We start from the raw sequence: 26471 nt of genomic DNA, 5'->3' as shown, positions 1-26471 counted from the left end.
ATACGGCATTTTCTAACTCTCTATTTGACCCAAGTGCGGTCAATTTTTTGACAATTTCAAAGGTAAAACTATGCAAGAACAATATCGTCCCGATTTGATTGAAAGCGAAGTGCAAAAATATTGGGCAGACAACAAAACCTTTAAAGCGGTAAAAGATCCGAGCAAACAAAAATATTACTGCCTTTCTATGTTCCCTTATCCATCAGGTCGCCTACATATGGGTCACGTGCGTAACTACACTATTGGCGATGTGGTTTCTCGCTATCAACGTATGAACGGTAAAAATGTATTACAGCCTATCGGTTGGGATGCTTTCGGTTTACCTGCGGAAGGGGCGGCGGTAAAAAATAAAACTGCGCCGGCAAAATGGACCTATGAAAATATTGAGTATATGAAAGGTCAGCTCAAAATGTTGGGCTTAGGCTATGACTGGGATCGTGAAATTGCCACTTGCCGTCCTGAATATTACAAATGGGAACAATGGTTCTTTACCGAATTGTACAAAAAAGGCTTGGTTTACAAAAAAACCTCTACGGTAAACTGGTGCCCGAATGATGAAACTGTCCTTGCCAATGAACAAGTCCACGAGGGTTGCTGCTGGCGTTGTGATACCCCGGTGGAACAAAAAGAAATTCCACAATGGTTTATTAAAATCACCGATTATGCGGAGCAACTTTTAGGCGGATTAGACCAACTTCCTGAATGGCCGGATATGGTAAAAACCATGCAGCGCAACTGGATTGGTCGTTCTGAAGGGGTGGATATTACTTTCCGTGTTGAAAATTCTGATGAAACGCTCACGGTTTACACCACGCGCCCTGATACTTTCTATGGCGTGAGCTTTATTTCTGTCGCAGCAGGTCATCCATTAGCGGAAAGTGCGGCAAAAAATAACCCTGAACTTGCTGCATTCATTCAAGAATGTAAAAACACCAAAGTGGCGGAAGCGGAACTGGCTACAATGGAGAAAAAAGGCATGGCGACAGGCATTAATGCTATTCACCCAATCACAGGCAAACTCGTGCCAATTTGGGTGGCGAACTTTGTGTTAATGCACTACGGCACAGGTGCTGTGATGGCGGTGCCTGCTCACGATGCCCGTGACTTTGAATTTGCTACTAAATACGGTTTACCGTTGAAACAAGTGATTGAGCCTGCAAATGGTGAAGAAATTGATTTAACTAAAGCCGCATTTACTGAACATGGTAAATTAATCCACTCTGAGGAATTTAACGGCTTAGATTTTGATGCGGCATTTAATGGTATTGCCGACAAATTAGAAGCCATGGGTTGTGGGAAACGTAAAGTGAATTTCCGTTTACGCGATTGGGGCGTGTCACGTCAACGCTATTGGGGTGCACCAATTCCAATGATCACCCTTGAAAATGGTGAAGTGGTTCCAACGCCATTAGCCGATTTGCCTGTAATTTTGCCTGAAGATGTGGTGATGGACGGCGTACAAAGTCCAATTAAAGCAGATCCAAACTGGGCGAAAACCACTTACAACGGACAACCTGCATTAAAAGAAACGGATACCTTTGATACCTTTATGGAATCCTCTTGGTATTACGCGCGCTACACTTGCCCGCAATTCCACGAAGGCATGTTAGACCCAGAAGAAGCCAACTATTGGTTACCTGTGGATCAATATATCGGCGGTATCGAACACGCGACCATGCACTTACTTTACTTCCGTTTCTTCCATAAATTATTGCGTGACGCCGGTTTGGTGAAATCCGACGAACCGGCTAACAAATTGTTATGCCAAGGTATGGTGTTGGCAGACGCTTTCTATTACACCAGCCCAACTAATGAGCGCATTTGGGTTAGCCCAACAAAAGTGACCTTAGAGCGTGATGAAAAAGGTCGTATCATCAAAGCCACCGATGACGAAGGTCATGAGTTAGTACATAGCGGTATGACCAAAATGTCGAAATCGAAAAACAACGGTATCGACCCACAAGAAATGGTGGAAAAATACGGTGCCGATACGGTTCGCTTATTTATGATGTTCGCATCGCCTGCGGAAATGACCTTAGAATGGCAAGAATCAGGCGTAGAAGGGGCAAAACGTTTCTTAGGTCGTTTGTGGAATTTGGTGTTTGAATACAACAAAAATCCGGCACAAACTGCCTTAGATCCGACCGCACTTTCAGGTGCACAAAAAGCCTTACGTCGTGATGTTCACAAAACCATTGCGAAAGTGTCTGATGATATTGGTCGCCGCCAAACCTTTAACACCGCGATTGCGGCAATTATGGAGTTAATGAACAAACTCACGCGCGCACCACTTGCAGATGAACAAGATCGCGCAGTAATGGCGGAAGCATTAAGTGCGGTCGTACGCATGCTTTACCCAATTACACCACACATCTGTTTCCAATTATGGAAAGAATTAGGCAACCAAGACAACATCGACTTCGCCCCTTGGGTCGTTGCTGACGAAACGGCAATGGTGGAAGATGAGAAATTGGTTGTGGTGCAAGTCAACGGTAAAGTACGCGGTAAAGTCACAGTCCCTGCTGACTTCAGCGAAGAGCAAATCAAAGAAGTGGCATTGCAAGATGACAACGTACAAAAATTCTTAGATGGCTTGAACATTGTGAAAACCATTTATGTACCGGGTAAATTATTTAGTTTTGTTGCGAAGTAATTGACTTGTTAACAAATAAGGTGGGTGAAAACCCACCATATTTCTATATGCCTATGAAATTCACAACATTAACAAAAACCGCCATCATTCTCACCGCACTTTCAGGCTGTGCATCCAATAATGATTTCGCACATTTAGATTGGCGTCCTTTTAAAGATATTGACGGCAGTATTCAAGAAGTCGGTTTTTATAGCTGGAAAGTTCAGGCTTTTCAAAACGGGAAAAGCGTAGAACGTGATGCACATATGGCTTATTTAGCTCAACCTTTTGGGGAATTAAAAGCGAAAAAAGAACTCGGTGAAATGTTTCCTTTAGGGCGTGCCAAGGAAAATAGTGCTATGGCAACCATTTTCTTGCTTGATGGAAAATCCGTTAATATTTATGATGAGCAAAATATTAAAAAACTCGCGCAAGCTACAAGTTTTGATTTCTATGAATTTGGCGGTATGCGATTAAGTCATGCTAAATTCAGTGCGGAAAAAGCCATTTGTCAGGATTTCAAAGGCAAAACAGGGGTAACGTTGTTAATGACAACCAATTATTACCCTGAAAATAGCTTTACGGATTTCTATACGGCACTAATTAACGTCACATTACGCCATAACAGCGCACCGACAGAAATTGGTTATACGCCAAGCTTTACCGGCAATAACGAAAAGTTACAAAAAATGATCAAAGCACAAGAACAGAAATGGGGCAAAAATATGGCGGTTGCCAATATTAAAGAAAAAGCCAGTCTTCTGTTTAATATTATTTGCAAATAAAAGGGGAATTTATGTTTAACCTATTGAAAAAAATCGCATTAATCACAAGCATTGCCGCCATTTCCGCCTGTGGTTTTCATTTTCAAACCGGTCAATTAGTACCGAAAGAATTACAAACCATCAGTTTTGAAAGTGCGGACAAATACGATGCTATGTCCATGGCAATGCGCAAACAACTTCAGATGAGCAATATTAATGTGGTGGATCCGCGCGAAGATGTCGCTGTTTTACGGATTCACAACGTGCGCACCAATGATGAAGTGGTGTCGGTCTTTAAACAAGGACGTGAAGCAGAAAAAGTGCTGATTATGAACGTAAGCGCCAATGTTCGCTTACCAAAACAAGAAGCTCATGAAATTTCCGTCAGCGTTAACCGTACTTTCTTTGACAACTCTCGTGCCGCGCTAGCAAAATCGGCAGAACGTGAGGTCATTTGGAACGATATGCGCGAACAAGCGGCTCGTCAAATTATCGCCAAAATGGTCGCCTTACAACATCAAGTTAAAACGGCAAAATAACAATGAACCGTATTTTCCCTGAACAGCTCAGCCACTCGCTAGGTCAACGCCTAGCGAGTCTTTATTATTTAACCGGACAAGATCCCTTGCTGTTAGCGGAAGCGCGCGATCTCATTATTCAAACCGCCACCGCACAGGGTTTTGATGAGAAAATTGATATTCAAGTGGATCAATCAACGGATTGGGATGATTTATTTGAACGTTGCCAATCTATGGGGCTGTTCTTCAATAAACAAGTGATTAGTCTCACCTTACCTGAAAATCTCACCGCCGCTTTACAAGCCAAATTGTTTGAACTCATCAGCTTATCCCATGAAGATGTGCTATTGATTTTGCAACTGCCCAAATTTGGCAAAGCCAATGAAAAACAAGAATGGGTGAAAAAATCGCTGGAAATTGAACCGCACTTAACCGTAGTAAATTGCCAAACACCCGGCATAGAACAGCTACCACGTTGGGTTTCCCATCGCGTTAAAGCCATGGGGCTTTCCATTGAACAAGACGCAATACAATTGCTTTGTTATAGCTATGAAAACAACTTGCTTGCCCTAAAGCAAACCCTTGAATTATTGGTGTTACTCTACCCCGACCACAAAATCAGCTTTACACGTGTCAAATCTGTGGTTGAACAAGCCTCCGTTTTTACGCCTTTTCAATGGATTGACGCCCTATTAGAAGGCAAAGAAGGACGTGCACGCCGGATTCTTGAAAGCTTGAAAGCAGAAGAAATGCAACCTGTTATTTTATTACGTACTTTACAACGAGAACTGATGACCTTACTGGAATTATCTAAACCACAACAACGCTTAACCGGTATTGATCAACCTTTACCAACACATCAGTTAAAAGAAGGGTTTGACCGCCTAAAAATATGGCAAAATCGCCGCCATGTTTATAGCGCACTTTTTCAACGCTTCACCTACCGCAAGCTCTATAAAATTATCCAACAATTAGCTGAATTAGAACGCCTTGCCAAATTAGAGTTTAGCAACGATATTTGGGATAAGTTGGCGGATATTTCAGTGAAATTTTCGGCTTAATCGACAAATCCAATCAGTTAGGGATATATTTTCTATAAATACTATTTTATAATAATGCTCTTCATTGTAAGTCCAACTTAATTCCGACGTTGGCTTGAATTGATTAGCTTATGTGATTGTATATAAGTTTCAACTTGATTGAAGGGTGGCAAGGAAAGCAGCCGACACAGGAGAGCAATCAAAAAATCTATTATTTTTCAATTAGTTAGCCTTGCCCCCCCCCCCAACACTTTGTTATTTTTCTCATATCTCAAATCCATGGCTAACACAATGACATGTTAGACAATGTCTTATTCCTAGTGAATCCTACACCAAATACCAAGGCTTAACTCTGAATATATTGTCTAGCGGTAAGAGATAAATTTCTTCATTCATTTAATAGCAACTTCAATAGACGAATAGTTTTTCAATTGTAATGGGAACTTATGGCGTCAGTTTTTCATTTATTTGTTATAAGGAAACAATATGAATAAGATTTTCAGAGTAATTTGGAACCAATCAACTCAAACGTGGATGGCTGTATCAGAACTTGCTAAAGGAAAGGTTAAGTCTTCTTCAGTGGGCAATACAGATAAATCGAGCATTTCATTTAAAATCTCATTATTAAGCATTGCCATTACAGTTGGTTTGGGTGTATTTACTAGCAATGCTTTTGCTACGATTACCGAAGGGACTATAAATGGTAAAGCAACTGATACAGCCAGCCTAGGAAAATATGGTACGCCAAATAACCTTCAAGGTTCAAATGGGGATACTGATAACTATTCTAAAGGTCTTGGTGGAATTGCGATTGGACAAAATTCAGTCTCTACCTATCAAGGAGGGGTTGCTGTCGGGGAGAGAAGTACAGCAACCAATGTGGCTGTTGCACTGGGCTCTGCAGCAACTGCTAATGGTACATCTTCTATTGCAGTTGGTGCTGGCACTTTAGCTAAAGGTGCTAATTCACTAGCAATTATGCGCCAAGCGGGGGCAACAGGAAACTACGCTATGGCTATTGGTACCGCAGCTTCCGTATCAAGTGAGGCAGGTATTGGTATTGGTAAATCGGTATTGACAACGGGTACACGTGCGATTGCTATTGGTTCGGCAACAGATTCATCATCTAACAGCTATAATGCAGCTACCAATACTCAAGCTACAGGTACAGATAGTATTGCCTTTGGTACAAAAGCCAGAGCCACGAATACAACTGCGACTGCTATTGGCTCAAATACAACAGCAAGTGGAGTTAGTTCAAATTCAATCGGTGTAAACTCAACAGCAAGCGCAGTCAATGCAACTGCAATTGGTGTAGATTCTGTTGCTAAAGGTGCAAATAGTACTGCAATTGGTACCATTGCAAATGCCTCTGCTGCCAATACAGTAGCAATCGGTACAAATACCATAGCCTTTGGTACATCTGCCGTTGCAGTCGGCGAAAATGCTACAGCGCAAGGTAATTACGGTATTGCAACAGGTGCAAATGCAACAGCCAGTGCTGCTCATTCTATTGCAACTGGGTTTAATGCAACGGCAAGTGGCGTAAACACTTTTGCTGTTGGTGAAAATTCAACCGCAAGCGGTCCAAATACGGTAGCAATTGGTAAATTATCTGTTGCCAATGCAACCAATGCAACAGCTATTGGTTTACAAACTAATGCAACGGGAGAATCTGCTATTGCGATTGGTAAAGCGGTCAATGCAACAGCATTAAATACCATTGCGATGGGTAACGATACCGATGCATTAGCTGAAAACGCAATGGCATTCGGTGCCTATGCAAATGCAAGTGCGGTAAACTCAATTGCGATTGGTCGAACGGCAGTTGCCACTGCAGCCAATGCAACAGCTATTGGCAGACAGTCCACTGCTGCACTAGAGGGAAGCTTAGCTCTAGGTAATGGTTCTACAACTGGTACATCAGTTCCTGACACAACGCTAAATTATAATTTCTTAAACGACTCAGGAACAACCGTTGCACCTAATACTCAAAAAGCAGCAAACTCTGTTGTTTCTGTTGGCACAAGTGGCAAATATCAGCGCAAAATTATTAATGTAGCAGCAGGAGCCGTAACTGCGACATCTACCGAAGCCATTAATGGCAGCCAACTTTATGATGTAGTAACGAAAGTTGGTTTTAATATTCAAGAAAATGGTTCAACTAAATCACGTATTAACAATAATAATTTTGTTAATTTTGCTAGCGGCACTTATACCACCGCAAGCGTGACGGATGGGGCGAATATTTCAAAAGTTGTCTTTAATGTAGTAAATCAAGCTATTACGACAACCAAGGGCGTTGCTGCTGCGACAGGTACAGCAGGTTTAGCAACTGCTGCTGATGTAGTAAATGCAGTTAATAATACAGGTTTTAATTTACAAGCGAATGATGCAAGCAGTTCATTTGTTAAATCGGGTGATACTGTAAACTTCAAAAAGGGCGATAATATCCTTGTCACAAAATCAGGGAATAATATTACTGTTGCCACATCAATGACGCCAACCTTTACTATGCTTACCACAACAGGGGATGCAACGATTGGTGGTAATCTTGATATGACGAATGGCAAAATCACTAATCTTGCCGACGGTACAAATCCAAATGATGCGGTAAATTTGTCGCAGTTAAAAGCTAATACCACTAAAGTGGTTGAGGGTAAAAATACAACAGTTACTAATACCACAGGTGCAGATGGTACAACTTATACCATTAATGCAGACGATACTAGCGCAAGCGTTTCAACAGATAGTAGCTTATTGACCGTTACACCAAATGGCTCAACAGCAGCAGGAAATGCAACGGTAACCGATTATAAAGTGAGCCTAACTCAAGGAACGTTGGCAACAAATGATGGCGTTGTTTCAACAGCAACTAATGGTGTGGCTACAACGCAAGATGTGGCGGATGCAATTGGTAAAGGTTATTGGAAAGTCGGTAATAATGCTGGCACTGAAACCGCACAAATTAAATTTGGTGATCAAGTTAATTTTGTGAATGGCAAAGGCACAGTATCCAATGTATCCAATGTAAAGGGAGCGAATGTTAGCTTTGATGTTAATGTAGATGGTAAAACGATCAATGTAGACAGTGATGGCAAACTCACAGTTAATACAAGTGCTTTACCTAAAGGGGTATCTGTTGAAGCAGGTAAAAATACTACAGTAACATCAAAACCGGGAACTAATGGTGAAACTATTTATACTGTAGATGCTGAAAAAACCACTGCAAGTGCAGGATCAAATGCAGTAACTGTCACGGCGGGCAAAAAAGATGCGAGCGGTGTTACAAATTATACTGTTGATTTAAGTGACACAACCAAAAAGCAACTTGCTAAAGCAGATACGGCTATCCAAAACTTCACAACAAGTGTGAATGGCAAAGAAGTTGAAAGCATTGACAAAGACAACAACGATGTGAACTTTGTGAATGGCACAGGCACGACAGCACGTAGAGATGCAAACAAGCATATTACATTTGATATAAATAAAGCGACCTTAAGCAAAGGTACGGATGGTACAATAACAGCCAGTGCCCAAGGAGATAATTTTGCGACGGCACAGAATGTTGCAGAGATGATCAACAATGCTTCAAAATCGGCGAAGACTGAAGTAAAAGAAGGCGATAACATTGTAGTGACGTCAGAGAAAGGCACGGATGGTCAAACGATTTACAAGGTTGCAACATCGAAAGATTTAGTGGTAGACAGCGTAAAAGCTGGCGACACCATGTTAAATAAGGATGGTTTAACTATTACCGGTGGACCAAATATTACTAAATCAGGTATTGATGCAGCAGATAACAAAATCACGAATGTGAAAGATGGTGCAATAGACGCAACCAGCAAAGATGCGGTGAACGGCAGTCAATTGCATGATGTGATTACCAAAGGCTTCAAAATCAATGCGGATAAGGGCACAGAAGACACGGTGGCTTTAGGTGAAAGTGTCAAGTTTACCGATACCTCTGGCAATATCATTACCACGGTGACGGACAACATGATTGCGTTTGCGTTAGCGAACAGCATTACAGTAGGCGCAGCACACCCGATAACGATTAATGGCACAGCAGGCACGATAACGGGTTTAACGAACAAAACATTTGATCCAAATAATATCGTCACAGGTCAAGCGGCGACGGAAGACCAGTTAAAAACGGTAGCGGATACAGCAAACAGTGCACTGCAAGAGTTTACGACCAGCGTAAATGGTAAAGTGGTAGAAACCATAAGCAAAAATAACAAAGATGTGAACTTTGTGAACGGTACAGGTACGACAGCACGTGGAGATGCAAACAAGCATATTACATTTGATGTAAATAAAGCGACCTTAAGCAAAGGTACGGATGGTACAGTAACAGCCAGTGCCCAAGGAGATAATTTTGCGACGGCACAGAATGTTGCAGAGATGATCAACAATACATCAAGTGAACTGAAAAATAAAGGCTTTAGCTTAACGGCGGAAGACAATCAATCGGTGAAGAAAGCCTTGGGAGAGAGCATCGCTGTGGTGGGAGATGAGAACATCAATACGACAGTGAATACAGGTAAGTTAGAAGTTCAGTTAAGTAAAAACTTGAATGTGACTAGCGTGAATGCTACCACGGTGAATGCCACTACAGTGAAGACAGGCGACACCACAATGACAGATAATGGTTTAACCATTACCGGTGGACCAAGCATTACTAAATCAGGTATTGATGCTGCGAATAAGAAAATCACGAATGTAGCAAATGGCACGGTAGGTGCAGACAGTAAAGATGCAATTAACGGTGGTCAGTTGCATGATGTGATTAGCAAAGGCTTCAAAATCAATGCGGATAAGGGCACAGAAGACACGGTGGCTTTAGGTGAAAGTGTCAAGTTTACCGATACCTCTGGCAATATCATTACCACGGTGACGGACAACACGATTGCGTTTGCGTTAGCGAACAGCATTAAAGTGGGTGTAAACAATCCGATTACGATTAACGGTAATGCAGGTACCATCAGTGGTTTAACGAATAAAACGTTTGACCCGAATAACATTGTGTCAGGACAAGCGGCGACGGAAGACCAGTTAAAAACGGTAGCGGATACAGCAAACAGTGCACTGCAAGAGTTTACGACCAGCGTAAATGGTAAAGTGGTAGAAACCATAAGCAAAAATAACAAAGATGTGAACTTTGTGAACGGTACAGGTACGACAGCACGTGGAGATGCAAACAAGCATATTACATTTGATGTAAATAAAGCGACCTTAAGCAAAGGTACGGATGGTACAGTAACAGCCAGTGCCCAAGGAGATAATTTTGCGACGGCAGAGAATGTGGCTGATGTCATTAACCAGACCGCCAATAACTTGATCAACAAAGGTTTTGGCTTGAAAGCCGAAGATAGTAAGACGGTAACTCAACCACTAGGCAATACCATTGAAGTAGTAGGCGATGAAAACATTAATACCGAGGTGAAAGACGGCAAAGTAGAAGTTCAGCTAAGTAAAGACTTAAATGTCAACTCTGTAAATGCAACAACTGTGAAAACAGGCGATACCACAATGACAGATAATGGCATTACGATCGCTAACGGAACTAAAGGTAGCCCAGTAAGCTTAACCAAAGACGGCTTGGACAATGGTGGTAATAAAATTACCAATGTCGCAGCTGGCACGATAGATGCAACCAGCACGGATGCAGTAAATGGTAGCCAGTTATACCAAGTACAAGAAGCCGCGAAAGCTGCTAAAACAGAAGTGGTTGCAGGTAAAAATACAACCGTTACTTCAGAAACAGGTGCTAATGGTCAATCTATTTATACTGTAAATGCAGATAAATCTGTTGTAGAAGCAAAAGCTGACTCTGGTTTAACTGTTACGGCAACAACTGATGCAGGCAACTATACAACAACGTATATGTTAGATTTAGATGCTGATACGAAAAAACAACTTGCGAAAGAAGAAACTGTGAAAGCAGGAAGTAGCAATATTGTTGTGAGTGAAAGTACTAATAGCACAGGTGGTAAAGAGTTTACCGTTGATCTTGCGAAAGATATTGCTGTAGATACGCTTAAAGTCGGCGATACAGTAAATATTGATGCAAATGGTATTAATGCAGGTAATACGAAAATTATTAGTGTAGCAACAGGTACAGATGATACTGATGCAGTTAATGTTAAACAATTAACCGATACAATTGCAGCATCTAAAACAACTGTTTCATCAACAGATTCATCTATTGTGGTGGTATCGTCAGGCAACAACTACGATATTTCGGTAAAAACAGATAGTACTACAATTCGTAGCGGTTCTAATGGTTTAGAAGTTGTTACGGGCGATATTAGTACAAATTCTGATGGTAAAGCGGAAGTTGCGACTGGCGATGAATCGAAAGTTGCAACCGCAGGCGATGTTGCTAAAGCAGTAAATAATGCTGCTTGGACTGTTAAAGCTGATAAAGTTACAGGTACTAATGGCGATGCAACTGGTTACACAGGTGGTGACAAAGTTAAAGCAGGTGATACCGTATCTATCAATGCAGGAAATAATATTGTCATCAGTGGCTCAGGCAAAAATATCAATATTGCCACATCAGATACGCCGAAATTTAGCTCAGTTACTACTAAATCGGTTTCTGCTGATGAAGTGAATATTACTAATGGTCCTTCAATTAATTCTAATGGAATTGATATGAATAATAAGCGCATCACTAATGTTGCGCCAGGCCGTGTAGGCACTAATGATGCTGTGAATATGAACCAATTGGGTGATGCAATTGGCAAAGTAAATAATAGAATTCACTCTGTAGATAAGAAACTACGTAGTGGTATCGCTGGTGCAGTTGCAATTGGTTCTCTTGTTCAGGCGTATAACCCAAGCGATACCTTGCTAGCTGTAGGCGGTGGTACTTACCGTGGCTCTTCTGCACTCGCATTAGGTTACTCTAAAGTATCCGATAATGGTAAAATCATTATAAAAGCGACTGGTAGTGTGAATAATGCAGGTCACTATATGGGGGGTGCAAGTGTAGGTTACCGCTTCTAACAACTAATTACCCTATTAACCAAAAAAACTAGCCAAATCTGGCTAGTTTTTTTATTGGATACACGATGACATTAAGGTCTGTTTATCTTTCAAAAAAGGTCTAACAATATAGATGCTAAGTGCGGTTGAATTTTTCAAATATTTTGATAAAATTCACCGCACTTTTTGTTAAGTAAGCAACAAAAATGTTCGGTTGAAGCTAGTTGGAGAGTGACGAATTAACGTTACACCGACGAAGTAAATCTTTCAGGTGCGCGAAAGCGTAAGGACTGCTAGTGGACGAACCCTTGGAGAGATCCTGCACAAGATGTGCATGGGCGCCGAAGGCGAAAGAATAGCATCAGGCTATTTGAAACGCTCAGGCAAAAGGACAGGGGCAAGAGATTTCATCATTCACGTCTTTGGCGTGCATTTCTTCTTTATCTCTTATCCCTTTGTATTTTCAATTTTCAGGAAATTACAATGGAATCAATTTTATCAACCATCGACTCTTTTATTTGGGGACCGCCCCTTTTAATTTTACTTTCTGGAACAGGGTTATATTTAACTTTGCGCCTAGGTTTTATCCAAATTCGCCATTTACCGCGCGCGTTTGTCTATATGTTTAAGCGTGAAAGCAGTAATGGGCAAGCCGGCGATGTCTCGGCTTTTGCGGCACTTTGCACCGCACTTTCCGCCACCATTGGAACAGGCAACATCGTTGGCGTGGCAACTGCCGTCAAAGCGGGGGGGCCCGGTGCGATTTTTTGGATGTGGTTAGTGGCATTGCTTGGAATGGCTACGAAATACGCCGAAAGTTTATTAGCCGTAAAATATCGAGTACGAGACAAAGACGGCTTTATGGCCGGCGGTCCGATGTACTACATTGAACGCGGATTAGGTATTAAATGGCTTGCTAAGTTATTTGCGGTCTTTGGTATTCTTGTTGCCTTTTTTGGTATTGGCACTTTCCCGCAAATCAATGCCATTACTCACGCTATGCAAGATAGCTTTAATGTCCCCATTGAACTGACCGTTATCGTGATGACAACGATTGTGGCACTCATTATCTTGGGTGGCGTAAAACGAATTGCTTCCGTATCGACTTTTATCGTGCCATTTATGGCAATCCTTTATGTGGCAACTTCGGTGATTATTTTAATTTTAAATGCCGATAAAGTGCCTGCTGCCTTAGGCTTAATTATCCATAGTGCCTTTGATCCTGAAGCGGCTTTAGGTGGTGCATTAGGTTTCACCGTCATGAAAGCCATTCAAATAGGGGTGGCTCGTGGTATTTTCTCTAATGAGTCCGGCTTAGGTTCCGCCCCAATTGCCGCGGCGGCAGCTCAAACGAAAGAACCGGTACGCCAAGGTTTAATCTCTATGACGGGAACTTTCTTAGATACCGTCATTGTTTGTACCATGACAGGATTGGTGTTAGTGATTACTGGGGTATGGAATAGCGCGGCCGAAGGGGCTGCCGCTACAAATGACGCCTTTTCATTAGGTTTAGGCACAGAAATCGGTGCAACCATTGTGACGATTGGCTTGCTTTTCTTTGCGTTCACCACCATTTTAGGTTGGTGCTATTATGGCGAACGTTGTTTTGTTTACTTATTCGATATTCGCGGCATAAAAATTTATCGTTTTATTTTTATCCTATTGGTTGCTACCGGTGCGTTTATTACCCTTGATACCATTTGGATTTTAGCCGATATCGTCAATGGCTTAATGGCATTTCCTAATCTCATTGCGATTGTTGGCTTGCGCAAAGTCATTATCGAAGAAACGCAAGATTACTTCCGCCGCTTACGCAGCGGTGAATTGGATGTAGATGAACGTCAAGTGTAGTATCACAGGTTGGGGATTAGTACAAATGATAGGGGCGAAATATCTTTCGCCCCTTTTATTTTAACCAGCCCTAACGATTAGGTTATCGCGCTTTTTTCAAGAAAAAAAGTGCTTTTTTATGGTTTTGCGATCTAGATCATATTTTTACAAATTAATCTTTTTTCGCGAAATAAAGTACTTGCAAAGCAAATTGAATAGGCATATTTTGTTATCAAAGGAAGTAAACAGCGTGGCGACACGCAACAACAGCAAAAGAGGTAACTGCTATGACACTTAATATCGCAAGCAAACAAATGGATATCACTCCTGCAATTCGTTCTCATATCGAAGACAGACTCGCAAAATTGGAGAAATGGCAAACGCAGTTAATTAACCCACATTTCGTATTAAGCAAACTCCCACAAGGCTTTGGCGTAGAAGCAACGATCGGCACACCAAACGGCAATTTGTTCGCCAGTGCTGAAGCGGATGATATGTATCATGCCATCAATCTTGTCGAAGAAAAATTAGAAAAACAACTCAATAAATTACAACATAAAGGTGAAGCGCGTAGAGCGGATGAACGCTTGAAAGACTCTTTCTAATGGATTAATCATGAAAATTAAAGACCGCACTTTTGTTGAAGTGCGGTCTTTTTATTAAGGTTTTTTGATTAGTGTGTACTGGTACTGGTTGTAGTACGGTTCGCACGTTTACGATCATTTTCAGTCAGTAATTTTTTACGCACGCGAATTGACACCGGCGTTACTTCCACTAACTCATCATCATCAATAAACTCAATGGCTTGCTCTAAAGTGAATTTCACAGGGGTTGTTAACACAATGGCATCATCTTTACCTGACGCACGCATATTAGTTAATTTTTTACCTTGTAAACAGTTCACCGTTAAGTCATTTGAACGACTATGAATACCAATGATTTGACCTTCATATACATCAACACCGTGGTCAATCATCAATTTACCACGTTCTTGCAAGCCCCATAACGCATAAGCCAAAGCTTTACCTGTGGCATTTGAAATTAATACACCGTTTTTACGTTGACCAATTTCGCCCGGTTTCACATCATCGTAGTGGCTGAATGTTGAGTAAAGTAAGCCTGTTCCTGAGGTCATGGTCATAAATTCGTTACGGAAGCCAATTAAACCACGGCTTGGGATAACATATTCCAAACGTGTACGACCTTTGCCATCCGGGATCATATCTTTCACTTCACCTTTACGAATCCCCAATGCTTCCATCACAGAACCTTGGTGTTGTTCTTCAATATCGATGGTCACTTGCTCAAACGGCTCTTGTTTTTTGCCGTTGATTTCACGATAAATAACGCGTGGACGTGATACCGCTAATTCATAACCTTCACGGCGCATATTCTCGATTAACACAGACAAATGCAACTCACCACGACCTGAAACACGGAACTCATCCGGGTTTGGTGTTTCTTCAACACGTAATGCCACATTATGTACTAGCTCTTTGTTCAAGCGTTCTAAGATTTGGCGCGAAGTCACATATTTCCCTTCTTTACCACAGAACGGCGAGGTATTTACACAGAAGAACATGGTTACCGTTGGCTCGTCTACGCTTAATGCAGGTAAGGCTTCTACATTGTTAATATCGCAAATAGTATCTGAAATATTCAATTCACCCATACCTGTAATCGCCACGATATCGCCAGCGAAAGCTTCATCTGTTTCGTAACGCTGTAAACCTAAATGTCCCAATACTTGACCAATACGACCTTGACGCGTTTTACCTTCGCTATCAATTAAGGTTACCGCTTGGTTTGGTTTCACTGAGCCGCGTTTAATGCGACCAATACCAATAACACCCACGTAGTTATTATAGTCTAACTGCGAAATTTGCATTTGGAACGGAGCATCCAATTCCACCGCAGGCGGTGCAACATGTTCTACAATTGCTTCAAATAATGGCGTCATATCTTCCGCGAGTTCTTCATGTTCTAAACCCGCTACCCCATTTAATGCAGAAGCATAAACAATCGGGAAGTCTAATTGTTCGTCTGTTGCGCCTAAGTTAACGAATAAATCGAACACTTGATCCACCACCCAATCAGGGCGCGCGCCCGGGCGGTCAACTTTGTTGATCACAACGATGGGCTTTAAGCCGTGGGCAAAGGCTTTTTGGGTCACGAAACGTGTTTGTGGCATTGGACCATCAAAAGCATCCACCACCAATAACACCGAATCCACCATAGAAAGAACTCGCTCTACTTCACCACCGAAGTCCGCGTGCCCTGGGGTGTCTACGATATTAATACGGTAGTCATTCCAGTTAATCGCCGTATTTTTTGCCAAAATAGTAATACCGCGTTCTTTTTCAAGATCGTTACTGTCCATCACACGCTCATCATTATCACCGTTACGAGCGGCTTCAAGTGTGCCTGATTGTTGTAAAAGTTTGTCCACTAAGGTTGTTTTACCGTGGTCAACGTGCGCAATAATTGCAATATTACGCAATTTATTAATGTCTAAATCTGCCATTGAAATATTCTTTTATTTTGTTAGGAAAGTTTTTAAAATTTCACCGCACTTTTGCGATATTATGTAGCGCTTGCACAAGACGGTCGTTGAGCTTGTCGAAACGTAAGTCTTGTGCAAAGAACGCTGAAATGCCTTATGGTTCGACAAGCTCACCAACCGCCATTTCAGCTTCGTGCAAGTGATGCATCATACCGCACTTTTGTGACTACTGGCGAAAGGTCGCAAATTATACAACTTTTTGCTTTCCTTGTCTTGAATATTCACAAAATAGATAAAATCACGATTCATTATCTGTTTATTATGTAATTAATAATAAAAACGCCGATTAGTTAGATAAATTTCACTCTTACAAATATTTTTTTAGATTTTCTCTTATTGCTATTTGCTAAATTCTAATTCTGTGGTATTTTGACGCCGACAAAGTAAATGACTTTGGATTTCCTTTTTACTTGCACAACAAATTTATTAACAGGAGAGCTTTTTTATGGCTAACGCAGCAGCTATTGAACGTGTGTTCAAACTTATTGAAGAAAATGACATTAAATTCGTTCTTCTTCGCTTCACCAACCTCCGTGGTAAAGAACACGGTGTATCGTTACCCGCCAGCGCAATTGACGAAGACTTCTTTGAAGATGGCAAAATGTTTGACGGTTCATCAGTAGAAGGTTGGAGAGCCATCAACAAAGCAGATATGCTTCTAATGCCAATCGCCGAAACTGCCGTTGTTGACCCATTCGCTCAAATCCCTACCCTTTCAATCCGCTGTAGCATCTACGACCCAAATACTATGCAATCTTACGACCGCGACCCACGCTCAATTGCGATTCGCGCAGAAGACTATATGCGTTCAACAGGTATTGCAGATGATGTATTCTTTGGGCCGGAACCGGAATTCTTCTTATTTGATGATGTTCGTTTCAGCACAGAAATGAACAATGTGTCATTCAAAATTGACGACATCGAAGCTACTTGGAATACCAACCGCAAATATGAAGATGGCAACAACGCTTACCGTCCATTGAAAAAAGGCGGCTACTGTGCCGTTGCACCAAACGATACCGCGCACGATATTCGTTCAGAAATGTGCTTATTAATGGAAGAAATGGGGTTAGTGATTGAAGCGCATCACCATGAAGTTGCCACCGCAGGTCAAAACGAAATTGCGACCAAATTCAACAGCTTAACCTTAAAAGCGGACGAAACCCAAATCTATAAATATGTCGTACAAAACGTTGCTGCAGAACACGGTAAATCAGCTTGCTTTATGCCAAAACCATTCGCAGGCGACAACGGTTCAGGTATGCACTGTAATATGTCATTAAGCAAAGACGGCAAAAACGTGTTCCAAGGCGATAAATACGCAGGTTTATCAGAAACTGCCCTTTACTACATCGGCGGTATCATCAAACACGCAAAAGCATTAAATGCCTTTACAAACCCGGCAACTAACTCATACAAACGTTTAGTACCAGGATTTGAAGCGCCTGTATTATTAGCTTACTCCGCAAGCAACCGTTCAGCGTCAATTCGTATCCCTGCGGTAACGAACCCGAAAGCAATCCGTGTTGAAGCCCGTTTCCCGGATCCATCAGCCAACCCATACTTATGTTTTGCGGCATTGTTAATGGCAGGTCTTGACGGTATCATCAACAAAATCCACCCAGGCGATGCAATGGACAAAAACTTATACGATTTACCACCTGAAGAATTAAAAGAAATCCCGGCGGTATGTTCATCATTAGAACAAGCCTTAGATTCTTTAGAAGCGGATTACGAATTCTTAACCAAAGGCGGCGTATTTACTAAAGACTTCATCGATGCTTTCGTAGCAATGAAACGCAAAGATGTTGAACGCGTAAACATGACACCACACCCGGTGGAATATGAATTGTATTATGCTTAATTACTCATAAAAACAGAAAGTGCGGTCAAATCAAATGTGATCGCACTTTTCTTTTCCATTTCTACTAGGGGCGTTTTGGGAAGATACACAAACCCTAGCGTTTTCTATATTTTTTCCACAATCTCTCTGTCGCAATAGCGGTTCCCATTGCCAACGTCAAAGGCATTAATGTCTCTGCGTTGCTTCGGGTGAGCTCAAGCAAAAATACAATAGACGTCATTGGCATTTTCTGCATAATGCCTAAAAATACACAAGCCCCCACAATCGCTGCGCCTTCCAAGGATAAATGGGGAAATAATGTATTCCAGCCGATGGCTAATGCATAAGCAAAGGTACTACCGAGCATCATGGATGGCGTAATCAAACCGCCGTAAGCCCCTGCGGCTAAAGCCAAAATCACCACGATCCATTTTAACCCCAGCAACTGTACGCTTTCTTGCCAGGTTAACATTTCCCCAAACGTCAATTGATTGCCCGCTTTCCCATTGCCCAGAATTTCAGGCTGAATCATAGAAATTGCGCCGATCAGGCTAAATAACACCACGGCTAATACCATCATGCGCTTATCTGTGCGTTTCCAAAAAGGCACTTTTTCGCCGGAAAAGCGGAAAGCTTGCACCAAAAGTGCGGTCAAAATCCCGATTATTCCTGCAAAAACCAATAACGGCGGATTGATTTCAAAAGGCACCACTTGATGATATTGAACCAAATCCCCTAGAAAGAAACGAGAAACACAAGTGGCAATCACTACAGTCACTAACGCCGCGCCCAGTGAACGCGTACTTATACTCATCACCATCGTTTCTAAAATGAAAATGGTTGCTGCCAACGGTACGTTATACACCGCGGTTAAACCGGCGCCTGAAGCACAAGCTAAAATCAATTTGGCATCAATATCCGTCAGCCCCATACGGCGTACCCAAAGACTGCCAAAGGCAACGGAAATCTCGCGCGGCGCCACTTCTCGTCCCAACGGGGATCCCAATCCTACGGTGATAATTTGCAATAAAGCATGCGCAATTGTTTTGAAAAACGGCACACCTTGTTGCGGCTCATCAAGCCCTTGTTTAATAGAACGCAATGGCTTACCATAGCGATGTATGACAAACCAGCCTAATCCTGCCACCAATCCACACAGGGTTAACACCATCCAACGCCGCTCAGGAGAGCTTTGTAACACCCCTTCGCGAAAAGACATTTCTTCCCCATTAAGCCCATAACCGAAGGCAAAATGTTGAATATAATGAAGAAGATAGGTTAAACAGGTGCCGATAAGCCCTGCGATAATCCCAATATAAATAAGGGAAAAATAAAAACGAGAATTCAATTTCATAGGTGATACAAAGTGTAAAACAGGCGGATATTTTACCGCACTTTTACCCATACCGTCTTTTCAAAATTTCTGTCAAACGATCAAACACAAACAGCACCCTTGGCGATGTGATGGTTTGATAGGGGCGGTATAAATACAGTTGCCATTTATCAATAGGGATTTCAGGAAATAACTTAACCAACTCGCCACGATCAAAATAAGGTTTACAAAACAGCTCGCTGATAAAGCCTACCACATTGCCACGCAATACCGCTTTTAGTTCGCATTCGGGGTCGGAGCTGTAAAAAAGCACTTCTCTCGGTAACAGTTTTTGCTCGTCATTCATTGCTAAATCCCACGCACGCCCTGTTTCTACGTTAATCGGCAAGGAAAACGGGAAATTGCGCTGTAAATCGTCTAGATCTTTCGGCGTTCCCAATCGTTCCAGTAATTTCGGGGACGCCACAATCCAGTCTTGCAAATCAGCAATTTTGCGCACGATAAAATTCGGGTTCGGTTCAGGCCCGATGCGCAAGCCAATATCAATGCGATGTTCCACCGCATCAAATTTGGTCATATCTTCACGCCAATCAATCACCAACTGCGGATAGGGCGCAAGTGCGGTCAGAAGTTCGTCCAGAATTTTGTCATTTTCACGCCAACGGGGAAAGGTAATCCGCACCACGCCTGCCATTTCGTCCGTTTGTTGCTTGCCGAGTTTGAACAGATTATCGGTGTCCGCCAGCAGTTGTTTTGCCTTAATCAAAAACTGCTCGCCAAAATTGGTCAGGCGAATTTGGCGCGTATTTCGCTTAAACAACTGCTCGCCCAATTCCTGTTCCAATTCCGCAATCACACGCGTGACTACCGAAGGCGAAACCGCCAACTGCATTGCCGTTTCCCGAAAATTCAGTGTTTCGCTGGCAAGGCAAAAATATTTAATCGCATCGAGTTTGTTCATTGGATTGCTCCTTCTTCAAAAAGCAGTCAGATTTTTGATCACTTTGGCTATTGCAAAATCTTGTCAAAATCCGACCGCTCTTTCGTTATAGTTTCTGTTCCATCAAGGTCTTAAGTGGCTCAAGCCCTAAACGTTCATAGAAACGAAATGCCCCTTGATTGTCATTCCAAACGTGCAACGTTACGCTATCGCAACCGTTCTCTTTGGCGTATGCCACCACGTGTTGATACAATTTCTCGCCAATTTTTTTACCCCGTTGCGAAGCGTCCACACAAAGGTCGTCAATGTACAACACCTTGCGATCAAATAAAGCCGGAATGCCCTGCGTAATTTGATATACACAAAACGCATAGCCTTGCACCGTGCCGTTTTCGTCTTCATAAACAAAAATCGGTTTTTGCTCATCTGCCAACAAAGCGACAATTTCCTCATCGTTGTATTTGCGCTTGCCTGCCTGAAAAATATCAGGACGAGCTTCAGCGTGTACAGCGTGAACTTGATACAACAACTCGGCAATACGTGCCACATCTTCGGTTTTTGCGGGTCTGATCATTGTTTTACTCCTTCAGTATTATTCTCTTTTTCAGAAAACTCTATTCTATTTTTATTGATTGTAGTGCAATCAATCTCCCATTACAATACACCCATCAAAACCCAACAGGAGAACAAAATGAAAAAGGTTTTAGTGATTTCAGGACACCCAAATTTATCGCAATCCATTGCCAACCAAACCATTATTGACAGCCTAGCAAGCGGTCTAAATTCGGTGGAAATTCGCCGATTAGACACGCTCTACCCAACCGAACAAATTGATGTTAGCGCCGAGCAGCAAGCTTTGCTCAATGCCGATGTGATTGTGTGGCAATTTCCGTTTTACTGGTATTCAATGCCGGCTTTGATGAAAAAATGGTTGGACGAAGTGTTTTTGCACGGTTTTGCTCACGGTTCAACGGCGAAATTAGGCGGTAAAAAATTAGTGATTTCCATCACAACCGGCGCACCCGAAGTGGCTTATCAAGAAGATGCTGTGATGAAACACACAATGGCGCAATTAGTTGCCCCTTTTGAAAGTATTGCGGCGTTATGCCAATTAGATTTACAGAATATCAGCTATTTGAACGGTGTGAGTTATGTGGGGCGTAACGAAGAAAAAATTGCAGAGCAAAAACAAACAGCCCGTAAATATGCCGAGCAACTTATTCAAACCATCAATGAATTAATTGGAGAAAAATAATGTATTTAATTGATATTTCATTAAAAAATTCAACGTTATCCGAAGAAGAACAAGCTAAACAACTTGACGCACATCGTGCGTGGTTTGCCAAATATTTCCAACAAGGCAACTTTTTATTACTCGGTCCTTATTTAGATAAAGAACGTGCCGGTGTGATTATTGCCCAAACAGAAAGTCGTGAACAGTTAGAAAGTATTCTAGCAGAAGATGTTTATTACCCTAATTTAGCCGATTACCAAATCCGTGAATTTAAAGCGGCAATGGTGGCGGAAAATATTCAACAATTTCAAGGAGCATAAAATGAACAACATTGAAAACAAAGTCGTGATTATTACCGGTGCAAGTAGCGGTATTGGTGAAGCCACCGCTTATAAACTGGCGCAAGCAGGGGCGAAATTAGTGCTGGGCGCACGCCGTGAAGATAAATTACAAGCCATCGTAAACAACATTAAAGCCAACGGTGGCGAAGCGGTGTATCGTGTTACCGATGTGGTCAAAGCGGAAGACAATCAATCCTTAGTCGCGCTAGCCAAATCCGCTTTCGGCAAAGTAGATGCAATTTTCTTAAATGCTGGATTGATGCCAAATTCACCCCTTTCTGCGCTTGAAACGGATAATTGGAATGCGATGGTTGATGTGAATATTAAAGGTGTACTCAACGGAATTGCTGCCGTGTTACCGACTTTTGAAGCCCAAAAATCAGGGCATATTTTAGCGACTTCTTCCGTTGCCGGCTTAAAAGTTTACCCGGGTTGCGCCGTCTATTGCGGCACGAAATGGGCGGTTAAAGCGATTATGGAAGGCTTACGAATGGAAAGCGCACAAGCCGGCACCAACATTCGCACCGCAACCATTTACCCTGCGGCAGTACAATCCGAATTGGTAGCAGGCATTACTAACCCTGAAATGGCTGAAGCGATGCGTGGTTTATATGACACTTACGAAATCCCCGCTGAACGTGTGGCAAACGTGGTGGCATTTGCGTTAAACCAACCCAAAGATACCAATATCTCTGAATTCACACTGGGTCCGACTACTCAACCTTGGTAAATTTTTAGCTTGTGGGGCAAATGTGATTTGCCCCTACAAATAATTTCGTTATAGGTGTAACACAATGAAAAAATGGGCTTTTTTATTAGGACTAACAATGAGTTTATCAACCCAAGCCGAACCAATTATTCGCATTTTTGAAATGCAAATCCGCCCCGAAAGCGTGGAACAATTCACCGAATTAGGCAAACACAATATTCGTCAATCGGTCAATACCGAGCAAGGTGTGTTGGGAATGTATGTAATGACCGACAAAACCGACCCGAACAAATTTTATGTCGTAGAAGCCTATGCCGATGAAACCGCCTATCAAGCCCACCGAGCCTCGCCCCATTTTCAAGCGTGGCTTAATGGCGCAAAAGAGATGATTGTGTCACGCAAAATGATTGAAACCAATCCAGTGGTGTTTGGTTCAAAAGCGGTGTCTGTACCATAAAAGTGAAATTACCCCATAAAAAATAGGAGCAATAAATGATCCACGCATTTCCCCTTAACCAACCGATTTTAGCCGACAGTCCGATTTTTGAAGAAATTCATCGTATCGTTGAGCAAAATGCGCCAAAACTGGCAGCACTCAACAGCGGTTATCATTCCCCCGAAGAAGTGCGGTCGGTTTTTAGCGAAATATCAGGACAAAAAATTGATGAAAGTGTCGTGATTAGCCTACCTGTGTATTCGGATTTTGGTAGCCATATTCGCTTTGGCAAAGAGATATTTATTAACAGCAATGTGATGTTTACCGATTTGGGCGGTATTACCATTGAAGATAAGGTGCTAATCGGTCCGAAAGCCAGCATTTTGACCGTCAATCACCCGACTAATCCCACACAACGCCGTGGCTTAATTCTCAAACCTGTTCACTTAAAGAAAAACTGCTGGATTGGTGCAAACGCCACGATTTTACCGGGGGTAACCGTTGGCGAAAATGCCATTGTTGCCGCAGGTGCGGTGGTCAGCAAAGATGTTCCCGATAATGCGATTGTGGCGGGCGTTCCTGCCAAAGTGGTTCAAATGATTGATTAACGTCTTAAGGTAACAACCAATGCGAAAAACAGGACTACTCGGCTTGCTGCTTTCAATCTTTATGATCCCAAACGCCGCAGCAGAAAATACCGTTAAATATCGAGGAAATACAATGAATATTACCATTGGGCAATCTACGTTCAGCACAGAATTAGCCGACACACAAGCAGCAAAAGAATTGACCGCACTTTTGCCTTTAACCTTCACAATGCAAGATCATCAATGCAATGAAAAATTTGCCGAATTGCCAAAAGCCTTAAGCCGCAACGACCAAGCGGTCGGTCGCATTGAAGCGGGCGATATTATGCTTTGGGGCGGCAATACCTTAGTGGTGTTTTACGAAAGTTTCCAGTCATCCTATCGTTATACCAAATTAGGCAAAATCAAAAATACCGCACAACTCAAAAATGCAGTCGGTGCAGGAAAAGTCACGATGACTTTCTCCCCTTAGCTGAGGAGCTAGAAGGAACAAGCGATCTGAAACAACAAGCGATCGGATTTGAAATAAAATTTACGATGTTTCAAGCGTGGCTCAATGGTGCAAAAGAGATGATTGTATCGCGCAAAATGATTGAAACCAATCCTGTGGTGTTTGGTTCAAAAGCGGTGGTTGTGCCGTAAGTATGTAACGCCTTAATCGTTGGTTGCAATGAAAAAAGAGCGGTCGAATTTTAAGAAGTTTTTGCCAATGAAAAAACTCGCTGAAATTTGACCGCGCTTTTTCTAATTTCCTAATACTTCAACACTTGCCCTTCTTTCGGCACAGCAACCTTGCTTAATTTATTTTCTTTCACAAATTTTCGCATTTCATCAGAAGTAACGGCAGCGTGATTGACGGCGTCCATATGCACGGTAATGATGTCAGCGTTCGGGGCGGCTTGGCGAGCTTTGGCAACATCGGCTTTGCCCATAATAATGCTGTCTGAAAAACCTTGTAGTTGAGCGTAGCCTGTATTCATTACAATGACTTCAGGTTTATAGCGGTTGAGTGCAAAATCCACTTCTTCATTCCAAATGGTATCGCCTACAATATACAGCGTTTTTTCGCCGTCTGCTTGCATCACCACGCCCATTGCCTCGCCTGCTAATTCAGCTAGCTGCGGAATAGCATACATTTGATCCGTGCCGTGTTGTCCGCCTGTTTTGCTTAATTTTACCTGGTTAAATTCGGTATTTTTGCCAACTACACGCACATCTTTAAAACCTTGTGAACGGATAATTTGTGCATCGCCTGCATTTTGTACGAAAATCGGTAAGGTTTTCGGTAACACTTTTTGTGCGTATTCATCCCAGTGGTCGGCGTGGGTGTGGGTAACAATCACGGCATCTACGCCTTCAAGCATTTTTTCTACGGGTTCTTTCATATCAATCAAAGGGTTACGTTTTTGGCTGTTGATAGTGCCTTCAAATCCTGCGTAACTGCCTTTCGGTGCAAGATAAGGATCGACCAAAAACGTGCTGCCTGCCATTTCAATTTTAGCGGTGGCGTTACGGATATGTTGATAGCGGATTTCCGCATTAGCCGTGGTTGCAACGGTGGTTGCGATTAAAGAAAAAATAAGAGATTTCAGTTTCATTCTGTTTCCTTTTGTAAAAAATAAGATAAATTAAACCGCTTGTTTGCGATGGGGGTATTATGAAACCAATGAGAAATGAAAAACATTGACTTATTATTCAAAAATCGTAAAAATCGGGTCAAATTCATTTAGCGAGTAAAAAAGATGTCTATGCCAACCGTTGCCTTAGTGCTTTATCCCCAATTTAGCCCTTTTCATTTTTCCGTGCCTTATATGGTGTTTTCCGCCGAAATTGACGGCAAGCCGCTATTTAACGTGAAAGTGGTCGCAGAAAATCCAACAGTTACCCAATCCAAGCCAGCGATTATTCAGGCAGACGGCGATTTGAGTTTGTTGGAACAAGCGGATTTGGTTGTGATGATCGGTTGGGACAAGTTGGAACAAATGCCCTCTGCCGCCTTAACGCAGGCATTGCAGCAAGCGGCACGGCGTGGTGCGACCGTTGTGGGATTGTGTTACGGCGCTTATCCCCTTGCCTATGCAGGTTTGTTGAACGGCAAAAAAGCCACCACGCACTGGCTGGGCGAAACGGATTTCAGACAGCGTTTTCCGCAAGTGAAATTAGATTGTAGCGCCATTTATATTGAAGATGAAAACATCATCACCTCCGCCGGCACCGCGGCAGGATTGGATTGTTGCCTAGCGATTGTTCGCCGCCAATATGGGGTAAAAATTGCCAATCAACTGGCACGTTTGTTGGTCATCTCGCCCCATCGGGAAGGCGGGCAGGCACAATTTATTGAACAGCCCATCACTCGCAAAACCGCCAATGAAAACATCAACGAATGGCTAGACATTATGCGAGCCAACCTAAACGCCGATTATTCCATTGACACACTCGCCGAAAAGTTAATGATGAGCCGTAGCACCTTTACCCGCCATTTCCGCAAAGCAACGGGAATGGCATTGACCGAATGGCTGATTGAAGTGCGGTTACAAAAAGGACGAGAATTGTTAGAAAGCACCAAGCTCGGCATTGAAGAAATCGCCCACCAAATCGGTTTTCATTCCGCCACCGCCTTTCGTCAGCACTTTAAAGCGAAACATCACATCAGCCCAAAGCAGTGGCAAAAACGGTTTTGGGGTGGTTGAAAAAGAAAGCGGTGG

20 protein-coding genes and 2 riboswitches are annotated in these 26471 nt (G+C 42.4%); of the genes, 15 read left to right on the top strand and 5 right to left on the bottom strand.

Annotated features, from left to right (window positions below; genetic code table 11):
• Positions 1–70: 70 nt before the first annotated feature.
• From leuS to raiA, 7 genes are all read left to right on the top strand, one after another.
• Positions 71–2653 (top strand): leucine--tRNA ligase, encoded by a 2583-nt coding sequence (gene leuS / locus E7T07_RS05675; RefSeq protein ID WP_135709929.1) that lies wholly within the window; start codon positions 71–73, stop codon positions 2651–2653.
• 53 nt (positions 2654–2706) lie between these two features.
• Positions 2707–3417, top strand: a complete 711-nt coding sequence (locus E7T07_RS05670) for a DUF8095 domain-containing protein (RefSeq protein WP_135709928.1) — start codon at positions 2707–2709, stop codon at positions 3415–3417.
• A gap of 11 nt (positions 3418–3428) precedes the next feature.
• A complete protein-coding gene (locus tag E7T07_RS05665; protein WP_135709927.1) occupies positions 3429–3935 on the top strand; it encodes an LPS-assembly lipoprotein LptE in 507 nt (168 codons plus the stop codon).
• 2 nt (positions 3936–3937) lie between these two features.
• Complete coding sequence (gene holA, locus E7T07_RS05660; protein WP_135709926.1) at positions 3938–4975, top strand: DNA polymerase III subunit delta; 1038 nt, start codon at positions 3938–3940, stop codon at positions 4973–4975.
• 465 nt (positions 4976–5440) lie between these two features.
• Positions 5441–11971: an ESPR-type extended signal peptide-containing protein gene (locus E7T07_RS05655; RefSeq protein ID WP_135709925.1), complete on the top strand. Its 6531-nt coding sequence runs from the start codon at positions 5441–5443 to the stop codon at positions 11969–11971.
• Between the two features lie 193 nt (positions 11972–12164).
• Positions 12165–12253: riboswitch (glycine riboswitch) on the top strand.
• 2 nt (positions 12254–12255) lie between these two features.
• A riboswitch (glycine riboswitch) is annotated at positions 12256–12348 on the top strand.
• 79 nt (positions 12349–12427) lie between these two features.
• Entirely contained in the window at positions 12428–13801 is a 1374-nt protein-coding gene (locus E7T07_RS05650; RefSeq protein WP_135710024.1) for an alanine/glycine:cation symporter family protein, read from the top strand.
• A gap of 266 nt (positions 13802–14067) precedes the next feature.
• Positions 14068–14385, top strand: a complete 318-nt coding sequence (gene raiA / locus E7T07_RS05645) for a ribosome-associated translation inhibitor RaiA (protein WP_135709924.1) — start codon at positions 14068–14070, stop codon at positions 14383–14385.
• Positions 14386–14453: 68 nt separating this feature from the next.
• Here raiA and typA read toward each other — a convergent pair whose 3' ends face one another.
• A complete protein-coding gene (gene typA, locus E7T07_RS05640) occupies positions 14454–16304 on the bottom strand; it encodes a translational GTPase TypA (RefSeq protein ID WP_135709923.1) in 1851 nt (616 codons plus the stop codon).
• A gap of 484 nt (positions 16305–16788) precedes the next feature.
• Here typA and glnA point away from each other — a divergent pair, with 484 nt between their 5' ends.
• Complete coding sequence (gene glnA / locus E7T07_RS05635; protein ID WP_135709922.1) at positions 16789–18207, top strand: type I glutamate--ammonia ligase; 1419 nt, start codon at positions 16789–16791, stop codon at positions 18205–18207.
• A gap of 94 nt (positions 18208–18301) precedes the next feature.
• Here glnA and E7T07_RS05630 read toward each other — a convergent pair whose 3' ends face one another.
• The 3 genes from E7T07_RS05630 to E7T07_RS05620 all read right to left on the bottom strand — a co-directional run bounded on the left by E7T07_RS05630 (position 18302) and on the right by E7T07_RS05620 (position 21033).
• Positions 18302–19540 carry a chloride channel protein gene (locus E7T07_RS05630; protein WP_135709921.1) on the bottom strand — a complete coding sequence of 413 codons (1239 nt, stop codon included), beginning with the start codon at positions 19538–19540 and terminating at the stop codon, positions 18302–18304.
• Between the two features lie 43 nt (positions 19541–19583).
• Complete coding sequence (locus E7T07_RS05625; RefSeq protein WP_135709920.1) at positions 19584–20480, bottom strand: LysR family transcriptional regulator; 897 nt, start codon at positions 20478–20480, stop codon at positions 19584–19586.
• An 85-nt stretch (positions 20481–20565) separates the two neighbouring features.
• On the bottom strand, positions 20566–21033 hold the full coding sequence (locus E7T07_RS05620; protein ID WP_108922995.1) for a GNAT family N-acetyltransferase: 468 nt from the start codon (positions 21031–21033) through the stop codon (positions 20566–20568).
• A gap of 117 nt (positions 21034–21150) precedes the next feature.
• On the opposite strand from E7T07_RS05620, the gene E7T07_RS05615 reads away from it, so the two are divergent.
• From E7T07_RS05615 to E7T07_RS05590, 6 genes are all read left to right on the top strand, one after another.
• On the top strand, positions 21151–21714 hold the full coding sequence (locus tag E7T07_RS05615; RefSeq protein WP_005823212.1) for an NAD(P)H-dependent oxidoreductase: 564 nt from the start codon (positions 21151–21153) through the stop codon (positions 21712–21714).
• On the top strand, positions 21714–22013 hold the full coding sequence (locus E7T07_RS05610; RefSeq protein ID WP_005823215.1) for a YciI family protein: 300 nt from the start codon (positions 21714–21716) through the stop codon (positions 22011–22013). Before E7T07_RS05615 ends, E7T07_RS05610 begins: the two co-directional genes overlap by 1 nt.
• A 1-nt stretch (position 22014) precedes the next feature.
• A complete protein-coding gene (locus tag E7T07_RS05605; protein ID WP_135709919.1) occupies positions 22015–22764 on the top strand; it encodes an SDR family oxidoreductase in 750 nt (249 codons plus the stop codon).
• A 97-nt stretch (positions 22765–22861) separates the two neighbouring features.
• Positions 22862–23200, top strand: a complete 339-nt coding sequence (locus E7T07_RS05600; RefSeq protein WP_157951826.1) for a putative quinol monooxygenase — start codon at positions 22862–22864, stop codon at positions 23198–23200.
• 35 nt (positions 23201–23235) lie between these two features.
• Positions 23236–23787, top strand: a complete 552-nt coding sequence (locus tag E7T07_RS05595) for a DapH/DapD/GlmU-related protein (RefSeq protein WP_135709918.1) — start codon at positions 23236–23238, stop codon at positions 23785–23787.
• A 19-nt stretch (positions 23788–23806) separates the two neighbouring features.
• A complete protein-coding gene (locus tag E7T07_RS05590; RefSeq protein WP_246046151.1) occupies positions 23807–24238 on the top strand; it encodes a cyclophilin-like fold protein in 432 nt (143 codons plus the stop codon).
• Between the two features lie 280 nt (positions 24239–24518).
• On the opposite strand, the gene E7T07_RS05585 is transcribed toward E7T07_RS05590, so the two are convergent.
• Positions 24519–25364 (bottom strand): MBL fold metallo-hydrolase, encoded by an 846-nt coding sequence (locus E7T07_RS05585; RefSeq protein WP_135709917.1) that lies wholly within the window; start codon positions 25362–25364, stop codon positions 24519–24521.
• 144 nt (positions 25365–25508) lie between these two features.
• Here E7T07_RS05585 and E7T07_RS05580 point away from each other — a divergent pair, with 144 nt between their 5' ends.
• Positions 25509–26456: a GlxA family transcriptional regulator gene (locus tag E7T07_RS05580; RefSeq protein WP_135709916.1), complete on the top strand. Its 948-nt coding sequence runs from the start codon at positions 25509–25511 to the stop codon at positions 26454–26456.
• Positions 26457–26471 lie beyond the last annotated feature (15 nt).

The organism is Actinobacillus porcinus, from assembly GCF_901764995.1.
Classification (GTDB): domain Bacteria; phylum Pseudomonadota; class Gammaproteobacteria; order Enterobacterales; family Pasteurellaceae; genus Exercitatus; species Exercitatus porcinus.
This window is presented reverse-complemented; position numbering and strand designations above follow the sequence as displayed.